Source organism: Halopolyspora algeriensis (genome assembly GCF_003337235.1).
GTDB lineage: Bacteria > Actinomycetota > Actinomycetes > Mycobacteriales > Pseudonocardiaceae > Haloactinomyces > Haloactinomyces algeriensis.
In genome coordinates this window covers 169,049-190,866 of record NZ_QPJC01000008.1, presented here as the reverse complement: position 1 = coordinate 190,866, position 21,818 = coordinate 169,049, and the positions used below count along the sequence as shown (strand labels likewise).

Below are 21,818 nucleotides of genomic sequence, written 5' to 3'. Positions count from 1 at the left end.
CAAGATTCCTCACTGCAGCCTCCCGTAGGAGTCTGGGCCGTGTCTCAGTCCCAGTGTGGCCGGTCACCCTCTCAGGCCGGCTACCCGTCGTCGCCATGGTGGGCCGTGACCCCACCATCCAGCTGATAGGCCGCGGGCTCATCCCGTACCGCCGCAACTTTCCACACCGCGCCATGCGACACGATGTCCTATCCGGTATTAGACCTCGTTTCCGAGGCTTATCCCGAAGTACGGGGCAGATTGCCCACGTGTTACTCACCCGTCCGCCACTCATCCACCCCCCGAAAGGGGCTTCAGCGTTCGACTTGCATGTGTTAAGCACGCCGCCAGCGTTCGTCCTGAGCCAGGATCAAGCTCTCCATCACGGAAAAACAATCCCAGCAGCACACCCCACCCACACCGGGCAGGATGCACCGGAAAAAACCAAAAAACGGTTCCGCACAAACACACCGAACCATCGGTACACTGTCAAGTTCTCAAAGAACACACCCACCACAGGCAGGCCACGCCCCAAAGCGCGTCGTAAGTACAGTCTAACCGAACCGGATAACTCCGATCAAATCGGGGTCTCATACCCGCAACCGGACACCGCCCGGCCAGACCGATGCTCATATTAACAAGCCCCGACATTCGAAAAAGCCAGGGGGCTTGCCAACACCCGATCCGGCTGACACCGGCTCGTTCCGTGCTGACAACGAAAAATCTACACCACCGCCGCACACCCCCGCGCACCCACCCCCCACAACAGCACAAAACCCCAGTGCACCGCCCCTTTCCCAACAACGGACGGGAGGCGGTCGATGAGACGACCATGCCGATGCCCCCGCCCGGCGCATGACGCACGTTCGAGTAATCACCGGCCGGCCTTCGGTTTCTGCCGCCACCTGCAGGTAACCTCGGGAGTCCGACCGTGAGAACGGGGGTAGCTGTGGACTCGACACCGATCTACACCGAACTGCAGAAAACGCTGATCGATCCGGAAGCCGACCACTGGGACACGAGTGCCCCGCCGGAGTTCGTCTCCTCCCTCGACGAGCAGACCGAGCACTCGCAGGAACAGTCCGAAAGCCGGCCGCGGAGAGCATCGGGGCGCAGCGGCGGTCGTAGACATCGCGCCGAGGACTGACCACAGGCAGCGATCTCTGCCATTCACGGCCGCACCGTGTCCATTGGCGCGGTGCGGCTCTCGATGGCAGGGGTTGTCAGCAGGCAGGCCCTTTTCGACGCAGGAAACCGTCCGGACAGGTCCGGCACATCACGGGTGCCACATCCGGCCCGGCAGAGCCAGCTCGATGCGCGTTCACGCGGCGACCGTCCACCGGACCGCGGTCAGTCCGTGAAGGAGCACCGAACTCCCCGGACGAAGCCGCAGGACGAAAGCCCCGGGCGAGTGGCCGAGCACACGGGGAAGGCGGATCCCGGACAGGGTGAACCCCGCTCGGCGCTCCGGCGGACCAAAGCGCCGAATCAGTCCGCTGCCGACGAGAACTGCGGAAGCGCGACGGCGGGGACCCGCTGCTCGTCGGGGGGCTCCGTTTCCCGTTCGGAAGCGGAATGCCGATCGCCGAGGATGGTCTCCTCCTGTGGGGCCGGGACCTCCTCCTCGACCGCCGCATCCACGTTCGAATCCTGCTCGGCCGGCTCCTTGTCCCGAGCCTGCTGGCTCAAACGCTCCCGGGAGCGCTGCGCGGCTCCACGAATCTGCTCGGTGAGCTGACGGTTCGCCTGCCGGGCACGGCGCTCTTCCCGCTCCTGCTGGCGGGTGGTACGCGAGGTGCGTTCCGGGGTTCTGGCGTGTTCGATATAGGGCTCGAACACCGAACGCAACTGCTGAGCGTGTCGTTCGCTCAGGTCGATTTCATACGCGATGCCGTCCAGCGCGAATGTGACTGTCTGCTGCGCTCGGGACCCGTCGATGTCGTCGACGAGTTCGACCTGAATCCGCTCGGCCATGATCACCTGTCTCGGGAACGTGCCCGCCTCGATCCGCGACACTTGCAGGCGAGACTCCTGCAATCCTGGTTCCGTTTATATCACGTCGCCTCGCAGGTGTCTCGGCTCCACCGTAGAACAGGCACACAGCCGGCCGGGAACCACCCGCAGACCTCTCGGCACCCAATCGGCGACTTGCGGGCGAGCACTTCGATCGGAGGAAACCATCGGAACTCTCACCGGAATGACGCGAGCAATCTCACGCAATACGCTCACCGGTACCGATACCCCGGATCCGCCGCACTCCTCCGCTCCGTGCGGAACCACATCACCCGCGGAGCGCCACAGTAGTCGTTTATTGTTCCCGCACCGTTCGGCGTAAGGTATACGACGACCGAGAAAAGCGACCCGAAATCGAGGTGCACCAGTGGCGCAGAAGGTCACCGTTCAGCTTGTGGACGACGTCGACGGCTCGGAGGCCGAGTCCACTGTCGAGTTCGGCCTGGACGGAGTCGACTACGCGATTGATCTGTCGGCCGACAACGCCGCCGAACTCCGTGACGCGCTGGCAGCCTATGTCGCCGGCAGCCGCCGGATCGGTGGTCGCAAGCGAAGTGGCGGCAAAGCGGGGAAAACCTCCAAGGCAGGCAAGACGGCATCGAGCCCCAACACGGCCGACCGCGAACGCAATCAGGCCATTCGCGAATGGGCCAGGGAGCAGGGCATGCAGGTTTCCGACCGCGGTCGTATTCCCGCGGAAATCGTGGACGCTTACAACAAAGCGAAATAACGCGGCCGACGCCGCGCGGGCGGCCGGGCTCGGATTCGGCAGCTCTCCCGGTCGCCCGCGCCCGGAACTCGCCGCAGCAGCGGAATCCCACGGGCACACCGTGCCCGGAGGCTCCGCCCAAGCCGACATTACCGATCGCCGGTCGCGGCAGCCAGGAACTCGTCCACTTCCCGCGCCGTCGGCATCGAACTACTCGCACCGTTTCGCTGCACCGACAGTGCGGAGGCAGCCGAGGCCCGCCGCAACGCTTCCCGCCGCTGTACGCCCGTGGCCACGGCCACGCTGAGTACGCCGACGAAAGTGTCGCCCGCAGCCGTGGTGTCGACCGCCCGTGCCGGATATGCGGGCATGTCGATCCGGTCACCGGCCCTGTTGCCGTAGAACGACCCGCGATCGCCCATGGTGATCACGACTTCGGGGACCCGTTTCAGCAAGTCCCGCATCGCCTGTTCCGGATCATGGTGTCCGGTCAGCACGGCGGCCTCGTGCTCGTTCGGTACCAGCACATCGACCCGGTCCAGAACGCTCGCGGGGAGTTCCACGGCGGGGGCCGGAGTCAATACGACCGGCACGCCGTGCCGCCGTGCCGTTTCGGCCGCGGCAGTCACCCCGTCGAGTGGGATCTCCAATTGCAACAGCAGGCTCTGTGAGGCGGCAATTCGCTCCTCGTCGCCTTCCGCCGGCGCAGTGACGGTTCCGTTCGCCGCCGGGATCACGATAATCGAGTTCCCGCCGGCGTCGTCGACCACGATGTGCGCGGTACCGCTGTGGCCCGGCACTTCACGCAGCCCTCGGGTATCGACAGCACACCTCTGCAGGGTCTCCCGGATCCGCGCGCCGAATTCGTCGGCCCCCACGGCCCCGACCATGGCGGTGTGCGCTCCGGCCCGGGCCGCCGCGATGGCCTGGTTGGCCCCCTTGCCTCCGGAGACGGTGCGGAATTCCCGCCCGTGCACGGTTTCACCCCGCTGCGGCGGGGTCGCGACATAGGCGACCAGATCCATATTGCAACTGCCGAACACCGTCACGGTCGGCGCCTCGCCATTCACGGTCATGTGCCCATGATTGCCGATACCGACTCCCCCGGGCAGGAGAGCCGGAGTACGACGCATTCGCCGGTGGGCACGTACCATGCCCGACAACCGGTCCGAAAGGCGAAACAGGGTGGATTACGTAGTCACGGCGGCCCTTCAGCCGCCGGTTCAGGCCACGGGATTGGACGAGCTGCAGCAGGAGGGGGTGACATCCCTGCTCGACCGCCAGCTCGGCCGGGTCGAGGGCGTCACCGGTCCTCGGGACGAGGAGATCGACGTCCTGGACTACCGGATCAACGCAGATGCCGAAGGCGTGGCGGTGATGCTTGCGTTGGATGCTCCGTCGCTGCGTACCGCCGAGGAAGCCGCGGCACAGGTGCTCGACGAACTGATCGCCGAAAGTGAGCAGCTGGCGAACTGGACCGTCGCGCGGTCCGAGGTCCGCATCACCGAGGACGAGTTCAACCAGAGTCTTGCGGCGGCTTCCGAAGGATCCGGGGCGTCCGGGGACGAGGTCGACGCCGCTCTGGAAGCCGCGGTGGACGAGGCGCTGGAGGGTTCGGAGGCCTCGATCCCGGATGTCTCCGCACTGGAAAGCGAGAACTGGCGGGGCAAGCTCGCCGATCTCGCCCCCCGGCTGCGTGCATTCGACTCCTCGGTCTTCGCCCGCTCCGGCGAAGCCGATCCGGAGCGGGCCCGGATGGCCGCGGGTGCGCTCATCCACGCCGTGAGCGTGGTGACCGACGAGCTCTTCTACGACGAACTCGCGCTGACGATCAACGACGCCACCGTGAGCGAGGCTGTGGGGCTGCTGGTTCTGGAGGAGCTTCCCCCCTGCTACCAGCATCGCTACGACTCGCGATTCGCCCGCGCACTGCTGCTGTCGTCGGCAGCGGTGGCAGCCCGGCTGACCGCACGCTCGTGGACACCACCTCGTTGCGTGGCCGAATCCCTGGCACTGCAACTGCTGATCAACGAGGCGCGGGTGGTGCTGGAGGCGGCCGAGTTGCTGGAGTGGGAGCAAAGCGAGCCCCTGTTCGCCGCCTTCGCCGACCGCGCTTTTGCCGACGTCGGTTACGGGGAACTCTACGAGGTGGATTTTCCGCTGGTTTCCGGCGCCGAATCCGGCGATCCCGCCACCGAGATCTCGCAGGCTCGGGTCAGCGAGGTCGAGGAGGCGCTGCGCGTGCGCGGACTCGCCTTCGAGCAGTGGTTCCGGGTGCAGCCGGAGGATGCGACCTCACCTTCCGAGGGACTGCATCCGTATTTCCTGTGAGCACTTCCGACACTCGTGTCCGCCGATCCCGATCAAGGAGTCGAGAGTGCACGGTGATTGTGTGGCACGTGCCGCCACGGAGCGCGGCGAGACCGTTCTGATCCGGCGCGGCGACGACGGGGCGCTGGAGTTGCGAGTCAACGGCGTGTTCGTGATGGACACCGTGCACACGGCAACGGAACGGCTGCTGGCCACGACAACCCTCGAGGCCTACTACGCTTCCGCGGGCGTCCGTGCGGCAACCGCACCGATCCGGGTATTGATCGGGGGACTCGGCCTCGGATTCACACTGCAGGAGGTGCTGGCCGACCGCCGGGTCAGCCGGGTTCGGGTGGCCGAGATCGAGTCCGCGATCGTCGACTGGCATCGTCGAGGGCTCATTCCCGACACCGTGGCGATCGAGGACGAACGCGTCGAGCTCGTGACCGGAGAGATCACCGAGCTCATCGCCGATCAGGCGCCTTCCTCGGTGGAGGCCATCCTGCTCGATGTCGACAACGGTCCCGGCTATCTGGTCTACACGGCCAATGCGGCGGTGTACAGCAGCGACTTTCTCGCCGTCTGCCACGAGACTCTGTCGCCGTACGGTGTCACGGCGATCTGGTCGGCCGACCCTGCACCCGAACTCGAAGCGGCCATGCGGGACGTGTTCGAAGCGGTCGAGGAACTGACCATTCCGGTGATGCTCGGTCGCCACTCCACGACATACCACCTCTACGTCGGGCGACGCGTGTAGGCAGCAGCAAAGGCGATTTCCCCGAACCGGTGATCGGCGAGCCCGCACCGGCACCACCGGACGGGCCGGGTTCCACCACGCCCGGACCGATCGCCACGGCCACCGCCCACTTCTTCTCCGGGCCCGCGTGCAGGGTGCGGATTCGGATTCCCGGCAGGACCGGCCGCACCCCGCAGGCTCGTCTTCGGCTGGGCGTCAGTCCTGGTGGCGCACCGAGTACGGGGGCACGGTGGAGCCGATCAGAGTGGCATCGTCCAGCGAAGCCGGCTGGTACGAACATTGGGGCAGCGCTTCGAGCATGACGTTGACCGGATCGTCGAGTTGCTCGACCCGCCCGAACAGGAACGACCACTCGTGCTCGTCCGAACCGAAGTACGTCACGGTGTCGAACACGGTCCGGAAGCGGTTGTAGGCCCGCACGAGGGTGGTATTGCGCCACACCGTAGGGCTGCCCGCCTGGAATCCGATCACCCCGCCGGGAGCCAGCACCGCATGGCAACGCCGGATGAATTCCACACCGTACAACCGGTTGTGCTGGCTGTCGGCCTCCTCCGCACTCTCGTCGGGAAGGTCGACCACGATGAGGTCGTAGCGATCGCCGCGGCCGAGCGCCTGTTCCAGGAAGCTCCAACCATCCGCGTAGTGCAGCCGGACCGCACCCTCACCCCGCTCCACTTCGGCGAGCTCGGTGGGGGTGTAGCCGTACGGCAGGTGCTCGGCACAGGCGCGGACGCACTCCTGGTCGATGTCGACGTGGTCCACCCTGGTGGCCCCGGCATCGACGGCCATCCTGCTCGCCACGCCCTCACTGGACCCGACGATCAGCACGTTGTCGATTTTCTCCGCCAGCAGAAAGCCCGGAACCATCATCGCCTCGTGGTAGACGATTTGTGAGAACTCGGTGCTCTGGCGATCGTTGTCGCAGAACAGGGAGATCCCCTGACCTGTACGGCCGATCAGCACATGCTGGTAGGAGGTGTCGTCCTCCCACAGCACTTCGTCCACTCGCCAGAGCCGCCGCATGTCGGCACCCAGCGACTCCTGAACCCAGCGTTGCCCGTCGAGCTCGATCAACTTCCGCTCCTTGTCGACGTCCCTGTGGCGCGCCCCGGCCGTGGTCACCACGTCACCTCTGGGAAACGAATTCGGTGCCGTGGTCACGGCCGCGCCGGATTGTCTGCGTGGTCACCGAGGACGGGCTGAGTGCCTCCGCCAACAGGTGCACCGCCTGCTCCGGCTGTGCCCGATTGCCACAGGTGAACACGTCGATGAAGATCGAACCATCTTCCGGGTATGTATGCAGCGAAGCGTGGGACTCCGACAGCAGTGCCAGCACCGTGACGCCCTGGGGTTCGAACCGCTGTGCGATCACTTGGCACACCGTTGCCCGCGAGCGGTGCAATGCGCTGTCCAGCGTGTCCCGCAGGAACTGCTCGTCATCGAGCAGTTCCGGATCAATGCCCTCCAGTTCCGCGAGGACGTGCTGTCCGGCGAACAGTCCGACGGCTTCGGCCTGCAGGGCTCCGGCATCAATTGACATCTATCGACCTCCCAACATTTCGCAGATTCCACTCGGGAAACTCGGGCAAACTGCCCCACCGCCGCGAGTGCGGCGGTCAGGATCGCTCGGTTCGCTCGTCACCGTCGAGGCAATAAGTGGGCAACGGCGCGAATCCGTTGAAGCCCACCGAGGAGTAACTGGCGGTATAGGCGCCGGCGCTGAGCAGATCCACCCAGTCGCCCGCGCGCAGCGTCATCGGGAGTTCGTAACCGGTGCTCTCGTAGAGCACGTCGTCGCCGTCGCAGGTGGGTCCGGCCAGCACGACCGGCCCGGTGGGATCCCCGTCCCGCGAGGTCCGCAGCCGGTAGGTGATGGCCTCTCCCTCGGTCTCGGCCAGCCCGTTGTAGCGGCCGATGTCCAGGTAGACCCAGCGGCGCTCACTCCCGGTTTCGGGAGTGGCGAGCACGACCTCACCGCGGAGCACGCCCGCGTCGCCGACGAGATGCCTGCCCGGCTCGATCAGCAGCTCCGGGCGGTCGGAGCCGAAGTACCGGTCCAGGGCTTCCTCGATCCGCGTCGCGTACTCGCGCAGGGGAGGTACCGGCTGCGTGTAAGCGGCGGGAAGGCCACCGCCCAGGTTGACCATGCGCATCGTGATGCCATACCCGGCCAGGCCTTCGAAGACCTCGTGTGCGGCGGCGATGCCGTGTTCCCACGCCCCTGGATCGAGCTGCTGGGATCCGATGTGGAACGAGACCCCGTACGGCTCCAGCCCGAGTTGCCGGGCACGGTGCAACAGCCGCACCGCGGTTTCCGGAGGGCAGCCGAACTTACGGCCGAACGGGGTCCGGGACCCCTTGTTGTCCACTGCGATTCGGCAGAAGACCCGCGCACCGGGGGCCGCCGCGGCGATGTTGTCCAGGTCCGGTTCGCTGTCGGTGACGAACAGGCGCACACCGCGGTCGTGCGCGCGCGCGATGTCGGAGCGTTTCTTGATGGTGTTGCCGTAGGAGATCGACTCGGGCGAGGCTCCCCGTGCCAGGCACAGGTCGATCTCTCCGGGGCTGGCGACATCGAACGAGGCACCGAGCGCGGCCAGTTCCTCCACCACTTGCGGTTCGGGATTGGCCTTGACCGCGTAATGGATCCGGGCGTCGGGAAGCGCCGACCGCAGCCCGGCATAGCGGTCACGAACCGTGGCGAGGTCCAGTACCAGGCACGGGGTCGCGGGGGTCTGCCGGGCCAGGAAGTCACTGATCCGTTCGAGCGCGGGGCGTTCGGATACGAGGTGCCGGGCGGCACCGGTTCCACTCGGGCGGTCCGTCACACCGATGGTGGCGGACAGGTCGGTCAATCCCGGTACCTCCGTTCCTCAACCGTGCGAATGGTCAACACACAGGTCGGCTTCCGGCCGGTCCGCGCCAGATCCGTGCCGCGGGCACTACCGTGCGCCGGACATGAACAGTACCGCTTTCGGACAGTGGATTTCGAACCACCGGCACCGCTTCCCCCGGACAGCGGACACGGATGTGACCACTGACACCACGAAGGTCACCACCACGCTCCCGGGAGAGCGCGCATCACCGGACCGGAGGATGCTCTGCCGGGAGGAGTCGACTGCCGCCGGGAATGCTGCAGGGCGGGCTCACGTATGCAGTTGTAGCGCGAGGTAGAAATCCACGCGGGTGGTGAAATCACCCAAGTCGCGGCCGGTGATCTCCTCGACCCGCCTGATGCGATATCGCAGTGTGTTGACGTGAACATGCAGGCGTTTGGCACAACGCGACCAAGAGCCCGAGCATTCCAGAAACGTCCGCAGCGTCAGCACCAGGTCCGAGTGATGTGTCTCGTCGTAGGCGAGGAGTCTCGACAGGACACGCTGCCGGTAGGAACGGCGGAGATCGTCGGTTGCCGACGCCAGCAGCACCTGGTGCGTGGCGAGTTCGGCGGCGGCGGCGATGCCGCACCGGCTCGACCGGTGCGCGGCCAGATTCCGGGCATGGCGGGCTTCCTCGATGGCGCCACGCAACCCGACGGCCTCGCTGATGTCACTGACGCCCATCGTCAGCCGCAGCTCTCCCGTGCCGTATTCGAGGTCCTCCATCGTGCGGTGCAGGCTCCGATCGAGCCCCGCGAGTCCGCAGCGGTCGCCGGCGAACACCGCGAGTGCCCCGTGATCCAACGGGGCGGTCACCGATGCGACTCCGGTGGCGGCAGCGATCTCCCTCAGGAGGGTCGTCGCCAGTTCGCCGTACCCGTCCACGTCGAGTGCCACCACGCGCAGCGGCTCACCCACCGGAAGGCCTGCCGCATCGAGGCGAGCCGCGAACTCCGAAGAACTCGCCGAGCCCTCGAGCAAGCGGTGCAGCGCCGCCTGTACCGAGCGGCTCGCGGCTTGACGCCCCTCTTGCTTCCTCGATCGCAGCAGGGCGACCGCCGTGGCGAGGTCGGCGGCGACCGCCTCTCGATCGGTGCTTCGGTACTGCTGCGCATCCAGCAGTACGGCGAACCACCGGGCGAGGCGCGACTCGGCGTCGGAGCCGATCGGCCACAGCACGAACGAGGTGCCGGAGGCACCTGCGGCGGGGCGAACCGTTCCGGGCAGAGCTCCGGAAGCGAGGAATTCGCGGACGAGAGCGCTCCGGGACTTCTCGGGCAGTTCACCGCGCCCGCCGACCACCGCCCCTGCGGCCGACAACACCCAGCAGTCGGTCCCCAGTTCCGTGGCGGCCATCGCGAGTACCTGTTCCAGATCCGCCCCCGCGGCCACCGCGTCGACCAGCTCGCGCCTCGATGGGGACATCGGATTGCCTGCGCGCCACACACGCTCGGACAGCGTGTTGAAACTGACCGACACGGGTACTTCGAGCATCGGCACCCGGTGCCGGGCACACGCCTCGACCAGGTCGGGAGGAGCGCTGCCGAGGCGGGCCGTGCCCGCGACCAGCGCGGCCACCCCCGCGTCGGCCAGTGCAGCGGCGAACCGCTCCGAATCGGCGGGACCGGTGTGCCACACCAACCCGCTGAGCACCAGCTCCCCGCCGTGCAGGTACCGCCTGGGGTCGATGAGGTCGGTGATGTAGATCCCGCGGACAGGCCGGTCCATCTGCTCCCGGCCGGCCAGGAGGGTCAGCCCGAGCCCCGGATCGTCCAGGAGATCACGTAGCAGCATCCGCGCACCGTACAGCACCGAGTAGCCACGCAGGCGGATCGTGCGGGAGCGTCTCCGATCGGCCGGAAGGGGTGCGGTTTCCCTCGAAACCGTCCACCCTCCCGCAGGCACCGCCAGCGTGAGCGAGGTCTTTGTAGAAAGATACCAATGCGTGCCGTGCGGAACCGGCCTGCTTCATGGGTTTCACCGCTAGTCAATCCTGCCCCGGTGCCTGTGTACTGACTCACATCCGTGACCGGCTCTGCGCTGTCTGGAGAATGATGTGGATTTCCTCCGTCCGACGTCCTGGCGAGATGCACTCGAGGCCAAGGCCCACCACCCCGACGCGACCCCGATCGCGGGCGGCACCGACGTCATGGTCGAAATCAATTTCGATCACCGGCGCCCCACGAGCCTGCTGGACCTGACCGGCATCGACGAACTGGCAAGCTGGTCCGAACACGGGGGCAAGCTGCGGATCGGGGCAGGGCTGCCCTACACACGCCTGATCGACGAGCTCGGTGACCGGCTGCCCGGCCTGGCCATAGCCGCGCGGACCGTGGGGTCCCCCCAGATCCGCAACCGGGGCACGCTCGGGGGAAACCTCGCCTCGGCATCACCGGCCGGCGACGGGCATCCACCACTGCTCGCCTCCGGCGCCGAGGTCGAGGTGGAGTCGGTACGCGGAACGCGCCTGCTGCCGGTGGAGGAGTTCTTCACCGGCGTCAAGCGCCATGCGCTGGCCTCCGACGAGCTGATCTCGGCCGTGCACATCGCACCGGCGACCGGTGCGCAACAGTTCTCCAAGATCGGTACGCGCAATGCCATGGTCATCGCGGTGTGCACGTTCGCGATCGCGCTGCATCCCGAACGGCAGCGCGTGGGCACCGGTCTGGGATCGGCCGCGCCCACACCGCTGCGCGCCATCGAGGCCGAGGAGTTCCTGTCCGGCGAGCTGGCCGACTCCGGCCAGTGGGACTCGCCCCGGCCGCTGGACGACTCGGTCGTCCGGCAATTCGGTGACCTCGTCGCCCGGGCGGCCTCGCCGATCGACGATGTCCGCAGCACAGCCGACTACCGCACCCACGCGCTGGGCGTCATGGCTCGCCGAACCCTGGGCTGGGTCTGGGACGAATACCGCAATCACCCGTCGAGCACCGGGAGGCCGGAATGCGCCTGAGTTTCACCGTCAACGGCAGGCAGTGCGAGGCCGACGACGTCTGGGAAGGCGAGAGCCTGCTCTACGTCCTGCGCGAGCGGCTCGGCCTACCGGGCTCCAAAAACGCCTGCGAACAGGGTGAGTGCGGTTCGTGCACCGTCTACCTGGACGGTGTTCCCGCCTGCGCCTGTCTCGTGGCGGCCGGCCAGGCCGCCGGGCGTGAGGTCGGCACCGTGGAGGGGCTCGCCGAGGGTGACGGGCTCGGTGCCGTGCAGGAATCCTTCGTGGAGGCCGGTGCCGTGCAGTGCGGGTTCTGCACCCCCGGGCTGCTGGTGGCCACCGACGACCTCGTCAACCGCGTCCCCCACCCGTCCGATGCCGAGATCCGCGAGTCGCTGGCGGGCAACCTGTGCCGCTGCACCGGCTACGAGAAGATCATGGACGCGGTGCGCCTGGCCGCGGACCGCCGGGCCTCGTCCGAGGCCTCCCGATCGGGAAAGACGGACGCATGACCGGCCACCCGCGCACCGTGATCGAGGGGGCGGCGGTCGTCACCGTCGACGCCCCGGAACACGCCGGAACGCACATCGGCAGCGAGCACTCCGAGGGATACCTGGTCATCGACGGTGACCGCATCCTGGATGTCGGCCCCGGCACGGCACCGGCGCAGGACGCGCCCGTGCGACGTATCGACGGCCGCGGCTGCGTGCTCACACCGGGCCTGGTCAACACGCATCATCACCTCTATCAATGGGCCACGCGCGGATACGCGGCCGATGCGACGCTGTTCGACTGGCTCACCGCGCTCTACCCGGTATGGGCGGGGCTCGACGAGGAGATCACCCACGCGGCGGCCTCGGCCGGGCTCGGTTGGACGGCGCTGTCCGGGTGCACCACCGTCGCCGATCACCACTACGTCTTTCCCCGCAACGGCGGTGACGTGCTCGGGGCGGTCGTCTCCGCCGCCGACCGCGTCGGTGTCCGGCTGCACGCGGTGCGTGGATCCATGGACCGGGGACGCAGCAACGGTGGCCTGCCGCCGGACTCGGTCGTCGAGGACATCGACTCGGCACTGAGCGGCACCGAGGACGCGATCGGGCGTTTCCACGACCCGGCGCCCGAGGCGCGAATCCGCATCGCGGTGGGCCCGTGCTCACCGTTCACGGTCAGCACCGAACTGATGCGCTCGGCGGCCGAACTCGCCCGCTCCCACGGGGTGCGCCTGCACACGCACCTGGCCGAGACCCTCGACGAGCACGAGCAGTGCCTGGCCGAGTTCGGCTGCACCCCCGCCGAGTACGCCGAGCAGCTGGGATGGCTCGGAGCGGACGTCTGGTTCGCCCACGGCGTGCACCTGTCCGAGGAGGCCGTGCGGCGGTTCGGCGAGACCGGTACCGGCCTGGCGCACTGCCCGAGTTCGAACGGCCGCCTCGGAGCCGGTGTCGCACCGGTGCGCCCCCTGCTGGACGCCCGCGCCCCCGTCGGCCTCGGCGTCGACGGGGTGGCCTCGAACGAGTCCGGCCGCCTCGGCGACGAACTCCGCCAGGCACTGCTGACCTCCCGGGCACACCACGGGCCGCAGTCACTCGGGGTCCGCGAGGCACTGTGGCTGGGCACGCGCGGGGGAGCACGGTGCCTCGGCCGCGAGGCGGAACTCGGCTCGCTGGAACCGGGCAAGCTCGCCGACATCGCGGTGTGGCGGCTCGACGGGCTCGGACACGCGGGTATCGACGATCCGGTCGCCGCGCTGGTGCTCGGCCCGCTCCCCCGGCTCGAGCGCCTGCTGTGCGGCGGCGAACCGGTGGTCGACGACGGACGCCTCGTGCCGGTTTCGGAAACCGACCTCACCCACGAACTTCGCCGGGCCAGTACGCAACTCGCCCGGTTCCGCAGCACCGACCAGGAGGTGGCGTGATGAGCGACCATGCACCCGCACGCAGTCCGCAGGACCTCGACGATTCCATCGCGGGCGGGATCGGTGAGTCCCCGACACGCCCGGACGGTGCGTTGAAGGTGCGCGGCGAATACGCCTATGCCTCCGACCTGTGGGCCGAGGACATGCTCTGGGGAGCGACGCTGCGCAGCCCGCACCCCTACGCCAGGATCCGTTCGATCGACATCGGCCCCGCCCTGGCGACCCCCGGGGTGTATGCGGTGCTGACCCACTCCGATGTCCCGGGCGAGAACCTCTACGGCCTGAAGATCGTCGACCAGCCGGTGCTCGCCGTGGACGTGGTGCGGTACCGGGGTGAGGCGGTGGCGCTCGTGGCCGCCGACCACCCGGAGACCGCGCGGCGTGCGATGGAGCGCATCGAGGTCGACTACGAGGTGCTGGAACCGATCACCGACCCCGAGCTCGCCGCGCACGACACGACGCTGCCGGAACTGCACCCCGGCGGCAACGTGGTCCGCCACCAACCGATCGTCAAGGGCGACCCCGAGGCCTCCGCCGACGTCGTCGTCTCCGGCTTGTACACGCTCGGCATGCAGGACCAGGCCTTCCTCGGTCCCGAGGCCGGCCTGGCCGTCCCCGCCCCCGACGGCGGTGTCGACCTCTACCTGGCCACCCAGGACCTGCATTCCGACCGCAAGCAGACCGCGCAGGCCCTGGGCCTGCCCCCGGAGAAGGTCCGGATGACCATGTCCGGGGTCGGTGGGGCGTTCGGTGGCCGCGAGGACCTGTCCATCCAGGTCCACTGCAGCATGCTCGCGCTGCACACCGGCAAACCGGTCAAGATGGTCTACGACCGGGAGGAGTCCTTCCACGGCCACGTGCACCGGCACCCGGCCAAGATGTATTACGAGCACGGCGCCACCCGCGACGGGGATCTGGTCTACGTCAGGGCGACGCTGTACTTCGACGGTGGTGCGTACGCGTCGAAGACACCGGTCGTGGTCGGCAACGGCACCACTCTCGGCATCGGTCCCTATGCCGTGCCCAACGTCCGGATCGAGGGCTGGGGACTCTACACCAACAACCCGCCGTGCGGTGCGATGCGCGGCCTGGGTGCGGTGCAGCCCGCGCTGGCCTACGAGGCCCAGATGGACAAGCTCGCCGACGCCCTGGGCATGGACCCGGTCGAGGTGCGCATCCGCAATGCCCTCAGTCAGGGCGGCACCACCCCCACCGGCCAGGTACTGGACTATCCCGCTCCCGTGGCCGAGCTCCTGGATCGGGTCAGGCGGCTTCCCCTTCCCGCCGAGCACGACTCCGCACCGGCCGACATCCGCGATCTGCCCGGCGGTGCTTCCAACACCACCCACGGCGAAGGAGTCGTCCGGGGCATCGGCTACGGGGTGTGCATCAAGAACATCTGCTACGCCGAAGGCGCCGACGACTACTCCACCGCCCGCGTGCGGCTGCAGATCATCGGCGGCGAACCGCTGGCGGTGGTGCACACCGCGGCCGCCGAGGTGGGTCAGGGCCTGGTCACCGTGCAACAGCAGATCGCCCGTACCGAACTCGGTGTGGAGCGGGTCAACATCCATCCCAACGACACCGATGTCGGCCCGGCCGGTTCGAGTTCGGCGTCGCGGCAGACCTACGTCACCGGCGGCGCGGTCCGCAACGCCTGCGAAGCCGTCCGGGACGTCCTGCTGCAGCGCGTGGCGGCACGTTCCGGGGAGAGCATCGGAGATCTCTCGTTGTCCGGCGGCAAGGTCGTCTCCTCGGCCACCGGGGTACTCGCCGACCTCGCCGACGTGATCGGTGACGACGTGATCGAGGAAACCCGCGAGTACCACCACCGCGAGACCTACCCGCTGGACGAGGAACTCGGCACCAGTGAGCGCGCGCAGGTCCAGCACGCCTTCTCCGCGCACCGGGCGGTGGTCGACGTGGACACCGAACTCGGCCTGGTCAAGGTGGTTCAGCTCGACTGTTCCCAGGACGTCGGCAAGGCGATGAACCCCGAAGCCGTCATCGGTCAGATCCAGGGCGGTTCCGCGCAGGGACTGGGGCTTGCGGTGATGGAGGAGATCCGGGTCGACGGCGGCACCATCCGCAACGCGTCGTTCACCGACTACCTCATCCCCACGATCCTGGACATGCCGCCGATGAACATCGACGTCATCGAACGCGCCGACCCGAACTCGCCCTACGGTGTGCGTGGCGTCGGGGAACCGCCGACGATTTCGTCGACCCCCGCCGTCGTCGCCGCGATCCGCGCGGCCACCGGCAAGGCGCTGACCCACACCCCGGTCGCACCGGAACACATCATCGCCGACATTCCCCGGTAATTCCTCCGGGACTTTCGTTCGAGGGTGGTTTCGGGATTTCTCCGGCCGTGTCCGAAACCACCCCGGGCGAACGTGTCCGCGCCCGGCCCACGAATCCGATTTGCTCCCAAGGAGTATCCGTGTCCATGGAGACCCGATCCGCACCCGACCACCGGCAGAGCCGGTGGATGAGCGAGGCGATACGCCTGGCCACCGACAGTGTCGCAACAGGCGGAGGGCCGTTCGGGGCACTGATCGTCTCCGGCGGCGAGGTCGTCGCCACCGGCACGAACCTCGTCACCTCGAATCTCGATCCGACCGCGCACGCCGAAGTGACCGCGATCCGCAATGCCTGCCGTGCGCTCAACACGTTCAAACTCGACGGCTGCATCCTGGTGAGTTCGTGTGAACCGTGCCCGATGTGCCTGGCCTCCGCGCTGTGGTCCCGGCTGGACAGCATCGTCTACGCCGCCGACCGGGACGACGCCGCCGTGGCCGGGTTCGACGACCGTGCTTTTTACGAACTGTTCACCGATCCCGACTCGGTGTGGCCGACAACGGTGCACCACCTGCCCGCCGAAGACCGCACCGCTCCTTTCGATGCCTGGCAGGTCAAGGCCGACCGCATCGAGTACTGAGGCGACGACTACGGTGGTGTCGCCACAGCGGTGACACCGCCGCACAGCGGCAGCCGGACCGACGACCGGGTCGGTGCGGTGTCGTGCCGGAGCAATTCAGCGACCATTCTCCTCTTCGCCGAAATGGCTCCGTTCCGATCGTGGAATATCCCGTCGATCGGCTGTCGAAACGAATTGACTAAACGCCCCCGCAACAGTCGGCCGCAATTTCCGAATGGCGGTTCGGCGAGCAGTCCGGGCCGTACTTCTCGCACGAGTACGCCCCAGGGCGCCCACCGGCATGGGAGGACGCATGACCCAGCAACTGAGACCGGAAACCCGTGAGTTCGATGCGGAACCCGCGGAAGCACGCCGCTCGGCGATCGACCGATACTTCCGCATCACCGCTCGCGGCTCCACGGTCTCCCGCGAGTTGCGGGGCGGACTCACGACCTTCGTCGCGATGTCCTACATCGTGCTGCTCAACCCGCTCATCCTCGGCTCCTCGTCCGACGCGACCGGAGCCACCCTGAGCACCACGGCCCTGACCACCTCCACGGCACTGTGCGCCGGTCTCCTGACGATCCTCATGGGTGTGGTCGGCAACGCCCCGCTGTCGATGGCCGCCGGGCTCGGTGCGATCCCCATCGTGGCCTTCACCATCGCACCGGAAATGACCTGGGCCCAGGCGTTCGGGCTGGTGGTGCTCGAAGGCATCTGCATCATCCTGATGGCCATCAGCGGGGTGCGTGAACGGATCATCAACGCGATCCCACTTCCGCTCAAGACCGCACTGACCGTCGGCATCGGCCTCTACATCGCGCTGGTCGGCCTGGTCAGCGCCGGGTTCGTCACCCGCGTTCCGGATGCGGCCGACACCACCGTCCCGGTCCAGATGGGCGACAGCGGCAGCATGGGCGGGTGGCCGATCACGCTGTTCTGCCTGACGCTGCTGCTGATGGTCGTGCTCGTGGCGCGCAAGGTCCCGGGCGCCATTCTCATCAGCATCGCCACCGGAACGGTGCTGTCGATCATCGTCAACTCGGCGTTCGACATCCCCGAGGGAGCCTGGGGACGGACCGCGCCGGAGTTGCCCTCCAGCCTGGTCTCGATACCGGACTTCAGCCTGCTCGGCACCATCGATCTCTTCGGCGGTTTCGTCTCCGCCGGCGCCGTGGCCGGAACGGTCTTTCTGTTCACCCTCGTGCTGTCCGGATTCTTCGACGCGATGGGCACCATCACCAGTGTCGGCAACGAGGCCGGGTTGATGAATTCCCGCGGCAAGATCCGGGGCATGGGGCGCATCCTGCTGGTCGACGGTGTCGGTGCGGCCTCGGGCGGCCTCGCCGGGTCCGCACCGAACACGGTGTTCCTGGAGTCGGCCGCCGGTGTCGGCGAGGGCGCCCGTACCGGGCTCGCGAGCGTGGTCACCGGTGCGCTGTTCGCGGCGACCATGCTGTTCACTCCCCTGGCCGCGGTCGTTCCGGCGCAGGCCGCGGCTCCCGCGCTCGTGGTCGTCGGCGGCATGATGATGGCGCAATGCGCCAACATCCCGTGGAACGACGGTGATTACGTCATCCCGGTCTTTCTCACCGTGGCGATCATTCCGTTCACCTACTCGATCACCAACGGTGTCGGCGCAGGGCTCATCGCCTACTGCGCGATCAAGGTCTGCAAGGGCCGGCTCCGCGAGATCGGTGGGATCATGGGCGTTCTCGCCGTGGTCTTCGCCCTCTACTTCGGGATCGAGGGAGTCAAGACCCTCTTCGGCGCCGGGTGAGAAAGCAGCGAGCGCCGTCGGCACGATCACGGTTCGCACAACGAAGGAGGCATCGTGCGCGACATCGCCGGAGAGTTGCTGAGGTGGGCCGAGGCGGGCGAGAGCTTTGCGGTCGCCTCGGTGATCTCGGTACGAGGCAGCGCGCCGCGCGGGGTCGGGGCCGCTCTGGCGGTGCGCTCCGACGGGACCGTGGTGGGCAGTCTGTCCGGGGGGTGCATCGAGGGATCGGTGCACGCGCTGGCCCTGGAGTCGCTGGACACCGGCCTGCCGGTGCGGTCGGAGTTCGACTACGACCCCGATGACCCGTTCGCGGTGGGCTTGACCTGCGGGGGGCGGATCGACGTGCACATCCAGCCCGTCGATCCGCACCGCGACACGGCCCTGCTCGCGGCGCTCCGGGCGGGGCTCGCCGGTGAGCCCGTCGCGCTGGCCCGCGTCCTGGAGACCGGTGCCACCCTGGCCGTGTGGCCACAGGACCGCGACGGCAGCACGGCCGAGGAGGATCTCGACGACCGCATCACCGTGCTGGCCCGGGCCATGCTCGAACAGGACGTCTCCGACCTGCGCCGGGTATGCCTGTCCCGTTCCGGCGGGGCGGGGCCCGACGGCCGGAGCGCGGAGCACGCGGTGTTCGTCGAATCCTGGAGCACGCCGCCGCGGATGCTGATCTTCGGTGCGATCGATCACGCCGCCGCGCTCGCACGCCAGGGCAGGTTCCTGGGCTATCGCGTGACGGTGTGCGACGCTCGTGCCGTGTTCACCACCCCGGAACGCTTCCCGGACGCGGACGAGGTGGTCGTGCGGTGGCCGCACGAGTACCTCGTCGAGGCCGGCATCGACGCGCGCACGGTGATCTGCGTCCTCACCCACGACGCCAAGTTCGACGTTCCGGTCCTGCGGGAAGCCCTGCGCAGCCGTGCCGCCTACATCGGGGCGCTGGGCTCCCGCCGGACCCACACCGACCGGCTCCGCCGCCTGCGTGAGGCCGGGTCGACCGAGGAGGAACTGAGCCGCCTGCGTGCTCCCATCGGCCTCGACCTGGGAGCGCGCACTCCCGAGGAAACGGCGGTGTCCATCGCCGCGGAGATCATCACCGCACGCACCGGCACGAGCGCGCGCCCGCTGACCCACACCACCGGCCCGATCCACGCCCATGCGTGAGGCGGTGGCCGGGGTGGTGCCGGCAGCCGGGGCGGGCCACCGCTTCGGTCGCCCCAAAGCACTGGTGGACCACGGTGGCACGCTGTTCGTCGAACGGGCCGCGGGAGTGCTCGCCGCGGCCGGGTGCGATCCCGTGCTGGTGGTTCTCGGGGCAGCGGCCGAGGAGGTGACCCGGCGGGCACACCTGCCGCAGGCCACGCTGCTCGTCAACCCCGACTGGGCAAGCGGCCTGGCCTCCTCCCTGCACACGGCGTTCGATGCGCTGACGGACGAGGACCGTGCCGACGAGGTGGTCTCGATGCTGGTCCTGCCCGTCGACATGCCCGGTGTCACGGCGGAGGCCGCCCGCAGGATCGCCGACCACGCGAGCCCCTCCGCGCTCGCTGCGGCGACCTATGCGGGAGTGCGTGGCCACCCCGTGCTGCTGGGCCGCGAGCACTGGGCCGGGATACGCGCCTCGGCCACCGGGGACTCCGGTGCGCGGGAGTACCTTCGCCATCACGAGGTGACACTCGTACCCTGTGACGACATCGCCGAGGGTTTCGATATCGACCACCCGGCGGACTTGCGGCGGCAAAACCCGTAAAGTCGGTGACCAACGTGCGGTGACCGAGCCGCCTGCGCCTGCTGCGGGGCACCAGCCACGGCACCGGCGCGACAAGGTGCGACGTCACACGATATGGAGCTTGCCCGACGCGGAGGCACACCATGGCTACCGGACACATCACTGCCAACTACCTGCCCGACGGCGACGACTGGTCGGTCACCGTCACCTCGGGAACGGAGACCCAGACCGCTCGTGCTCCCGGCTTGATCGCCGCGCGGGACAAGGCCGACCAGCTCATCGAGGAAGTGGCCCCGAACCAGTCCGGCCGCGTGGTGATCCACCTGCTCGACGGGGACGGCTTCGCGTTCAGCACCGCCTACCTGCAGGCCAGGCACGGGCTGTCCGACGAGGCGACCCTCGCCGCGGCACAGCAGGCCAGCGCCGCCGCCGACAAGGGGCACACCGGGCACATGGCCCGGTGAGCACGAGTGGGCCGACCTCGGTAGCGTTCACAGTGGAGTGAAGGGATCCGATGTCGAGGATGTCCGCCGTGAACGTACCCATCAGCAACGCCGGAACGGACGGTGTCCCCACCGGCGGCACTTCTGCTGAAAACACCCACGCCGACAACACCGCGGCCGGTGTTCGAACCGGCAGCACCCCAGCGGAGCGAACGCGTGAGGAGCACACGCGCTCGGTTGCCACCCCGGGCGGCGGTGGCCGCTCCCCCGCGCCCGGCAGGGGACGCCCGCGCGATGCCAGCAGGGACGCCGCCCTGCGCAATGCCGCCCTGGAGGTGATGGCCGAGGTGGGTTATCGCGCACTGACGATGGACGCGGTCGCCGCACGTGCCAGGGCGGGTAAGGCCACCATCTACCGCCGCTGGGAATCCAAGCTGGAACTGGTCATCGACACCTGCACCCAGCTCGTCCGGCGGAACATTCCCGAACCCGACCACGGCGCGATCGATGCCGACCTGCGGGAGTTCCTGAGCGCCTTCGCCGGATTCCTCACCGGCCCGATCGGCAAGGCCGCACAGGCGCTGGTCGGCGAGCTGCCGCACGAGCCCGAACTGGCCGAGGCGTTCCGGGAGTCCTTCCTGCTTCCACAGCGGAACATGCTGCGCCGCATCATCGAACGCAGCCTCCAGCGCGGTGAAATCCGCACCGACGCCCCCATCGACACCGTTGTCGAACTGGCCGGGGCCGCGCTGATCCACCGACTGATGCTCACCGGCGAGCCGCTGGATCAGCGCTTCGTCGACCGATTGCTCAACGAGGCTCTGCTACCGCTCCTGCGCTGATGCCACGAGCACGTTCCCGGCATGCGGGCCTGTGCCGGGTATGTCGTGCGGCTCGAGCCACAGGGCCACGGGTCCTGCTTGTCGAACAGCAGCGCACACGCGTCGAACGGTCAGCGGAACAGTTTGCGTACCAGGGCGACCGTCACCAGGGCTCCGAAGCCGATCAGCGCGTAGCGCACTCTCGGGTCGTTCAGTTTCTCCTGGACAGTGGCCTTTCCGACTTCGACGGCGCGCGTCGGGTTCGCCTTGGTTTCCAGTTCGTCGAGTGTCGCGGCCAGCGCATCACGGGCTTTCTCGATGTCTCGCTGGATGGCGTCGGGGTCGCGGGCCACGTGTCCTCCTTCGTGTTCACCTGGCTGCGTACACGGTAGATCACACAGCTCAAAGGTTCTCACCCGTGGTTGCCCGTGTCGCGCCGAAAACCCGCCCGGCGCGGAGTTCGACCGCCGCAAGGACTCTCGCGAGCACACGCTAGGCTGGAAACATCGGGGCCGTAGCCCAATTGGCAGAGGCACTAGGTTTAGGTCCTAGCCAGTGCGGGTTCGAATCCCGCCGGCCTCACTCGCGGACACCGTGCACCGATATCCCGCCCGCAGCGGCGATTTCCCGTGGC

General features: G+C 68.2%; 21 protein-coding genes, 1 tRNA gene and 1 rRNA gene. 15 read left to right on the top strand and 8 right to left on the bottom strand.

Annotated features, from left to right (window positions below; genetic code table 11):
• Positions 1–365 (bottom strand): 16S ribosomal RNA (locus DFQ14_RS14070); the annotation flags it as partial.
• A 545-nt stretch (positions 366–910) separates the two neighbouring features.
• Here DFQ14_RS14070 and DFQ14_RS14065 point away from each other — a divergent pair.
• Positions 911–1,126, top strand: coding sequence for a hypothetical protein (locus DFQ14_RS14065; protein ID WP_246195506.1), 216 nt, complete (start codon positions 911–913; stop codon positions 1,124–1,126).
• Positions 1,127–1,467: 341 nt separating this feature from the next.
• Here DFQ14_RS14065 and DFQ14_RS14060 read toward each other — a convergent pair whose 3' ends face one another.
• Positions 1,468–1,995 (bottom strand): histone-like nucleoid-structuring protein Lsr2, encoded by a 528-nt coding sequence (locus tag DFQ14_RS14060; RefSeq protein ID WP_246195507.1) that lies wholly within the window; start codon positions 1,993–1,995, stop codon positions 1,468–1,470.
• A gap of 364 nt (positions 1,996–2,359) precedes the next feature.
• On the opposite strand from DFQ14_RS14060, the gene DFQ14_RS14055 reads away from it, so the two are divergent.
• Entirely contained in the window at positions 2,360–2,722 is a 363-nt protein-coding gene (locus tag DFQ14_RS14055; protein WP_114453713.1) for a histone-like nucleoid-structuring protein Lsr2, read from the top strand.
• Between the two features lie 128 nt (positions 2,723–2,850).
• Here DFQ14_RS14055 and rbsK read toward each other — a convergent pair whose 3' ends face one another.
• Positions 2,851–3,777, bottom strand: coding sequence for a ribokinase (gene rbsK, locus DFQ14_RS14050; protein ID WP_114453712.1), 927 nt, complete (start codon positions 3,775–3,777; stop codon positions 2,851–2,853).
• A gap of 109 nt (positions 3,778–3,886) precedes the next feature.
• Between rbsK and DFQ14_RS14045 the strand changes: the two genes are divergently transcribed.
• Together DFQ14_RS14045 and DFQ14_RS14040 are read left to right on the top strand one after the other, a co-directional pair.
• The gene (locus DFQ14_RS14045; RefSeq protein WP_114453749.1) at positions 3,887–5,032 is read left to right on the top strand and encodes a hypothetical protein; all 1,146 of its coding nucleotides are present in this window, start codon (positions 3,887–3,889) and stop codon (positions 5,030–5,032) included.
• A 61-nt stretch (positions 5,033–5,093) separates the two neighbouring features.
• A complete protein-coding gene (locus tag DFQ14_RS14040; RefSeq protein WP_246195508.1) occupies positions 5,094–5,768 on the top strand; it encodes a spermine/spermidine synthase domain-containing protein in 675 nt (224 codons plus the stop codon).
• A gap of 195 nt (positions 5,769–5,963) precedes the next feature.
• Here DFQ14_RS14040 and DFQ14_RS14035 read toward each other — a convergent pair whose 3' ends face one another.
• From DFQ14_RS14035 to DFQ14_RS14020, 4 genes are all read right to left on the bottom strand, one after another.
• Positions 5,964–6,842: a spermidine synthase gene (locus DFQ14_RS14035; RefSeq protein WP_114453747.1), complete on the bottom strand. Its 879-nt coding sequence runs from the start codon at positions 6,840–6,842 to the stop codon at positions 5,964–5,966.
• A gap of 52 nt (positions 6,843–6,894) precedes the next feature.
• Positions 6,895–7,308, bottom strand: a complete 414-nt coding sequence (gene speD / locus DFQ14_RS14030; RefSeq protein WP_114453711.1) for an adenosylmethionine decarboxylase — start codon at positions 7,306–7,308, stop codon at positions 6,895–6,897.
• Between the two features lie 76 nt (positions 7,309–7,384).
• Positions 7,385–8,623 (bottom strand): type III PLP-dependent enzyme, encoded by a 1,239-nt coding sequence (locus DFQ14_RS14025; protein ID WP_114453710.1) that lies wholly within the window; start codon positions 8,621–8,623, stop codon positions 7,385–7,387.
• 291 nt (positions 8,624–8,914) lie between these two features.
• Positions 8,915–10,441: a PucR family transcriptional regulator gene (locus DFQ14_RS14020; RefSeq protein ID WP_114453746.1), complete on the bottom strand. Its 1,527-nt coding sequence runs from the start codon at positions 10,439–10,441 to the stop codon at positions 8,915–8,917.
• Between the two features lie 262 nt (positions 10,442–10,703).
• Here DFQ14_RS14020 and DFQ14_RS14015 point away from each other — a divergent pair, with 262 nt between their 5' ends.
• The 10 genes from DFQ14_RS14015 to DFQ14_RS13970 all read left to right on the top strand — a co-directional run bounded on the left by DFQ14_RS14015 (position 10,704) and on the right by DFQ14_RS13970 (position 21,205).
• The gene (locus DFQ14_RS14015; RefSeq protein ID WP_114453709.1) at positions 10,704–11,600 is read left to right on the top strand and encodes an FAD binding domain-containing protein; all 897 of its coding nucleotides are present in this window, start codon (positions 10,704–10,706) and stop codon (positions 11,598–11,600) included.
• Entirely contained in the window at positions 11,591–12,091 is a 501-nt protein-coding gene (locus DFQ14_RS14010; RefSeq protein WP_114453708.1) for a (2Fe-2S)-binding protein, read from the top strand. Before DFQ14_RS14015 ends, DFQ14_RS14010 begins: the two co-directional genes overlap by 10 nt.
• The gene (locus tag DFQ14_RS14005) at positions 12,088–13,494 is read left to right on the top strand and encodes an 8-oxoguanine deaminase (RefSeq protein ID WP_114453707.1); all 1,407 of its coding nucleotides are present in this window, start codon (positions 12,088–12,090) and stop codon (positions 13,492–13,494) included. The genes DFQ14_RS14010 and DFQ14_RS14005 overlap by 4 nt, the downstream gene beginning before the upstream one ends.
• Positions 13,494–15,818, top strand: coding sequence for a xanthine dehydrogenase subunit D (gene pucD, locus DFQ14_RS14000; RefSeq protein WP_114453706.1), 2,325 nt, complete (start codon positions 13,494–13,496; stop codon positions 15,816–15,818). The genes DFQ14_RS14005 and pucD overlap by 1 nt, the downstream gene beginning before the upstream one ends.
• Before the next feature lie 125 nt (positions 15,819–15,943).
• Positions 15,944–16,435: a nucleoside deaminase gene (locus tag DFQ14_RS13995; protein WP_114453705.1), complete on the top strand. Its 492-nt coding sequence runs from the start codon at positions 15,944–15,946 to the stop codon at positions 16,433–16,435.
• Positions 16,436–16,727: 292 nt separating this feature from the next.
• Entirely contained in the window at positions 16,728–18,194 is a 1,467-nt protein-coding gene (locus tag DFQ14_RS13990; RefSeq protein ID WP_114453745.1) for an NCS2 family permease, read from the top strand.
• A 54-nt stretch (positions 18,195–18,248) separates the two neighbouring features.
• Positions 18,249–19,355, top strand: a complete 1,107-nt coding sequence (locus tag DFQ14_RS13985) for an XdhC family protein (protein ID WP_114453704.1) — start codon at positions 18,249–18,251, stop codon at positions 19,353–19,355.
• Positions 19,348–19,941, top strand: a complete 594-nt coding sequence (locus DFQ14_RS13980) for a nucleotidyltransferase family protein (protein WP_114453703.1) — start codon at positions 19,348–19,350, stop codon at positions 19,939–19,941. The genes DFQ14_RS13985 and DFQ14_RS13980 overlap by 8 nt, the downstream gene beginning before the upstream one ends.
• Before the next feature lie 122 nt (positions 19,942–20,063).
• Positions 20,064–20,384 (top strand): hypothetical protein, encoded by a 321-nt coding sequence (locus DFQ14_RS13975; RefSeq protein ID WP_114453702.1) that lies wholly within the window; start codon positions 20,064–20,066, stop codon positions 20,382–20,384.
• Between the two features lie 68 nt (positions 20,385–20,452).
• Positions 20,453–21,205: a TetR/AcrR family transcriptional regulator gene (locus DFQ14_RS13970; RefSeq protein WP_246195509.1), complete on the top strand. Its 753-nt coding sequence runs from the start codon at positions 20,453–20,455 to the stop codon at positions 21,203–21,205.
• Between the two features lie 110 nt (positions 21,206–21,315).
• Here the strand turns inward: DFQ14_RS13970 and DFQ14_RS13965 are convergent, their stop codons facing one another.
• Positions 21,316–21,537: a DUF3618 domain-containing protein gene (locus DFQ14_RS13965; RefSeq protein ID WP_114453701.1), complete on the bottom strand. Its 222-nt coding sequence runs from the start codon at positions 21,535–21,537 to the stop codon at positions 21,316–21,318.
• Between the two features lie 155 nt (positions 21,538–21,692).
• Between DFQ14_RS13965 and DFQ14_RS13960 the strand changes: the two genes are divergently transcribed.
• Positions 21,693–21,766: transfer RNA gene (locus DFQ14_RS13960), tRNA-Leu, on the top strand.
• Positions 21,767–21,818: the final 52 nt, after the last annotated feature.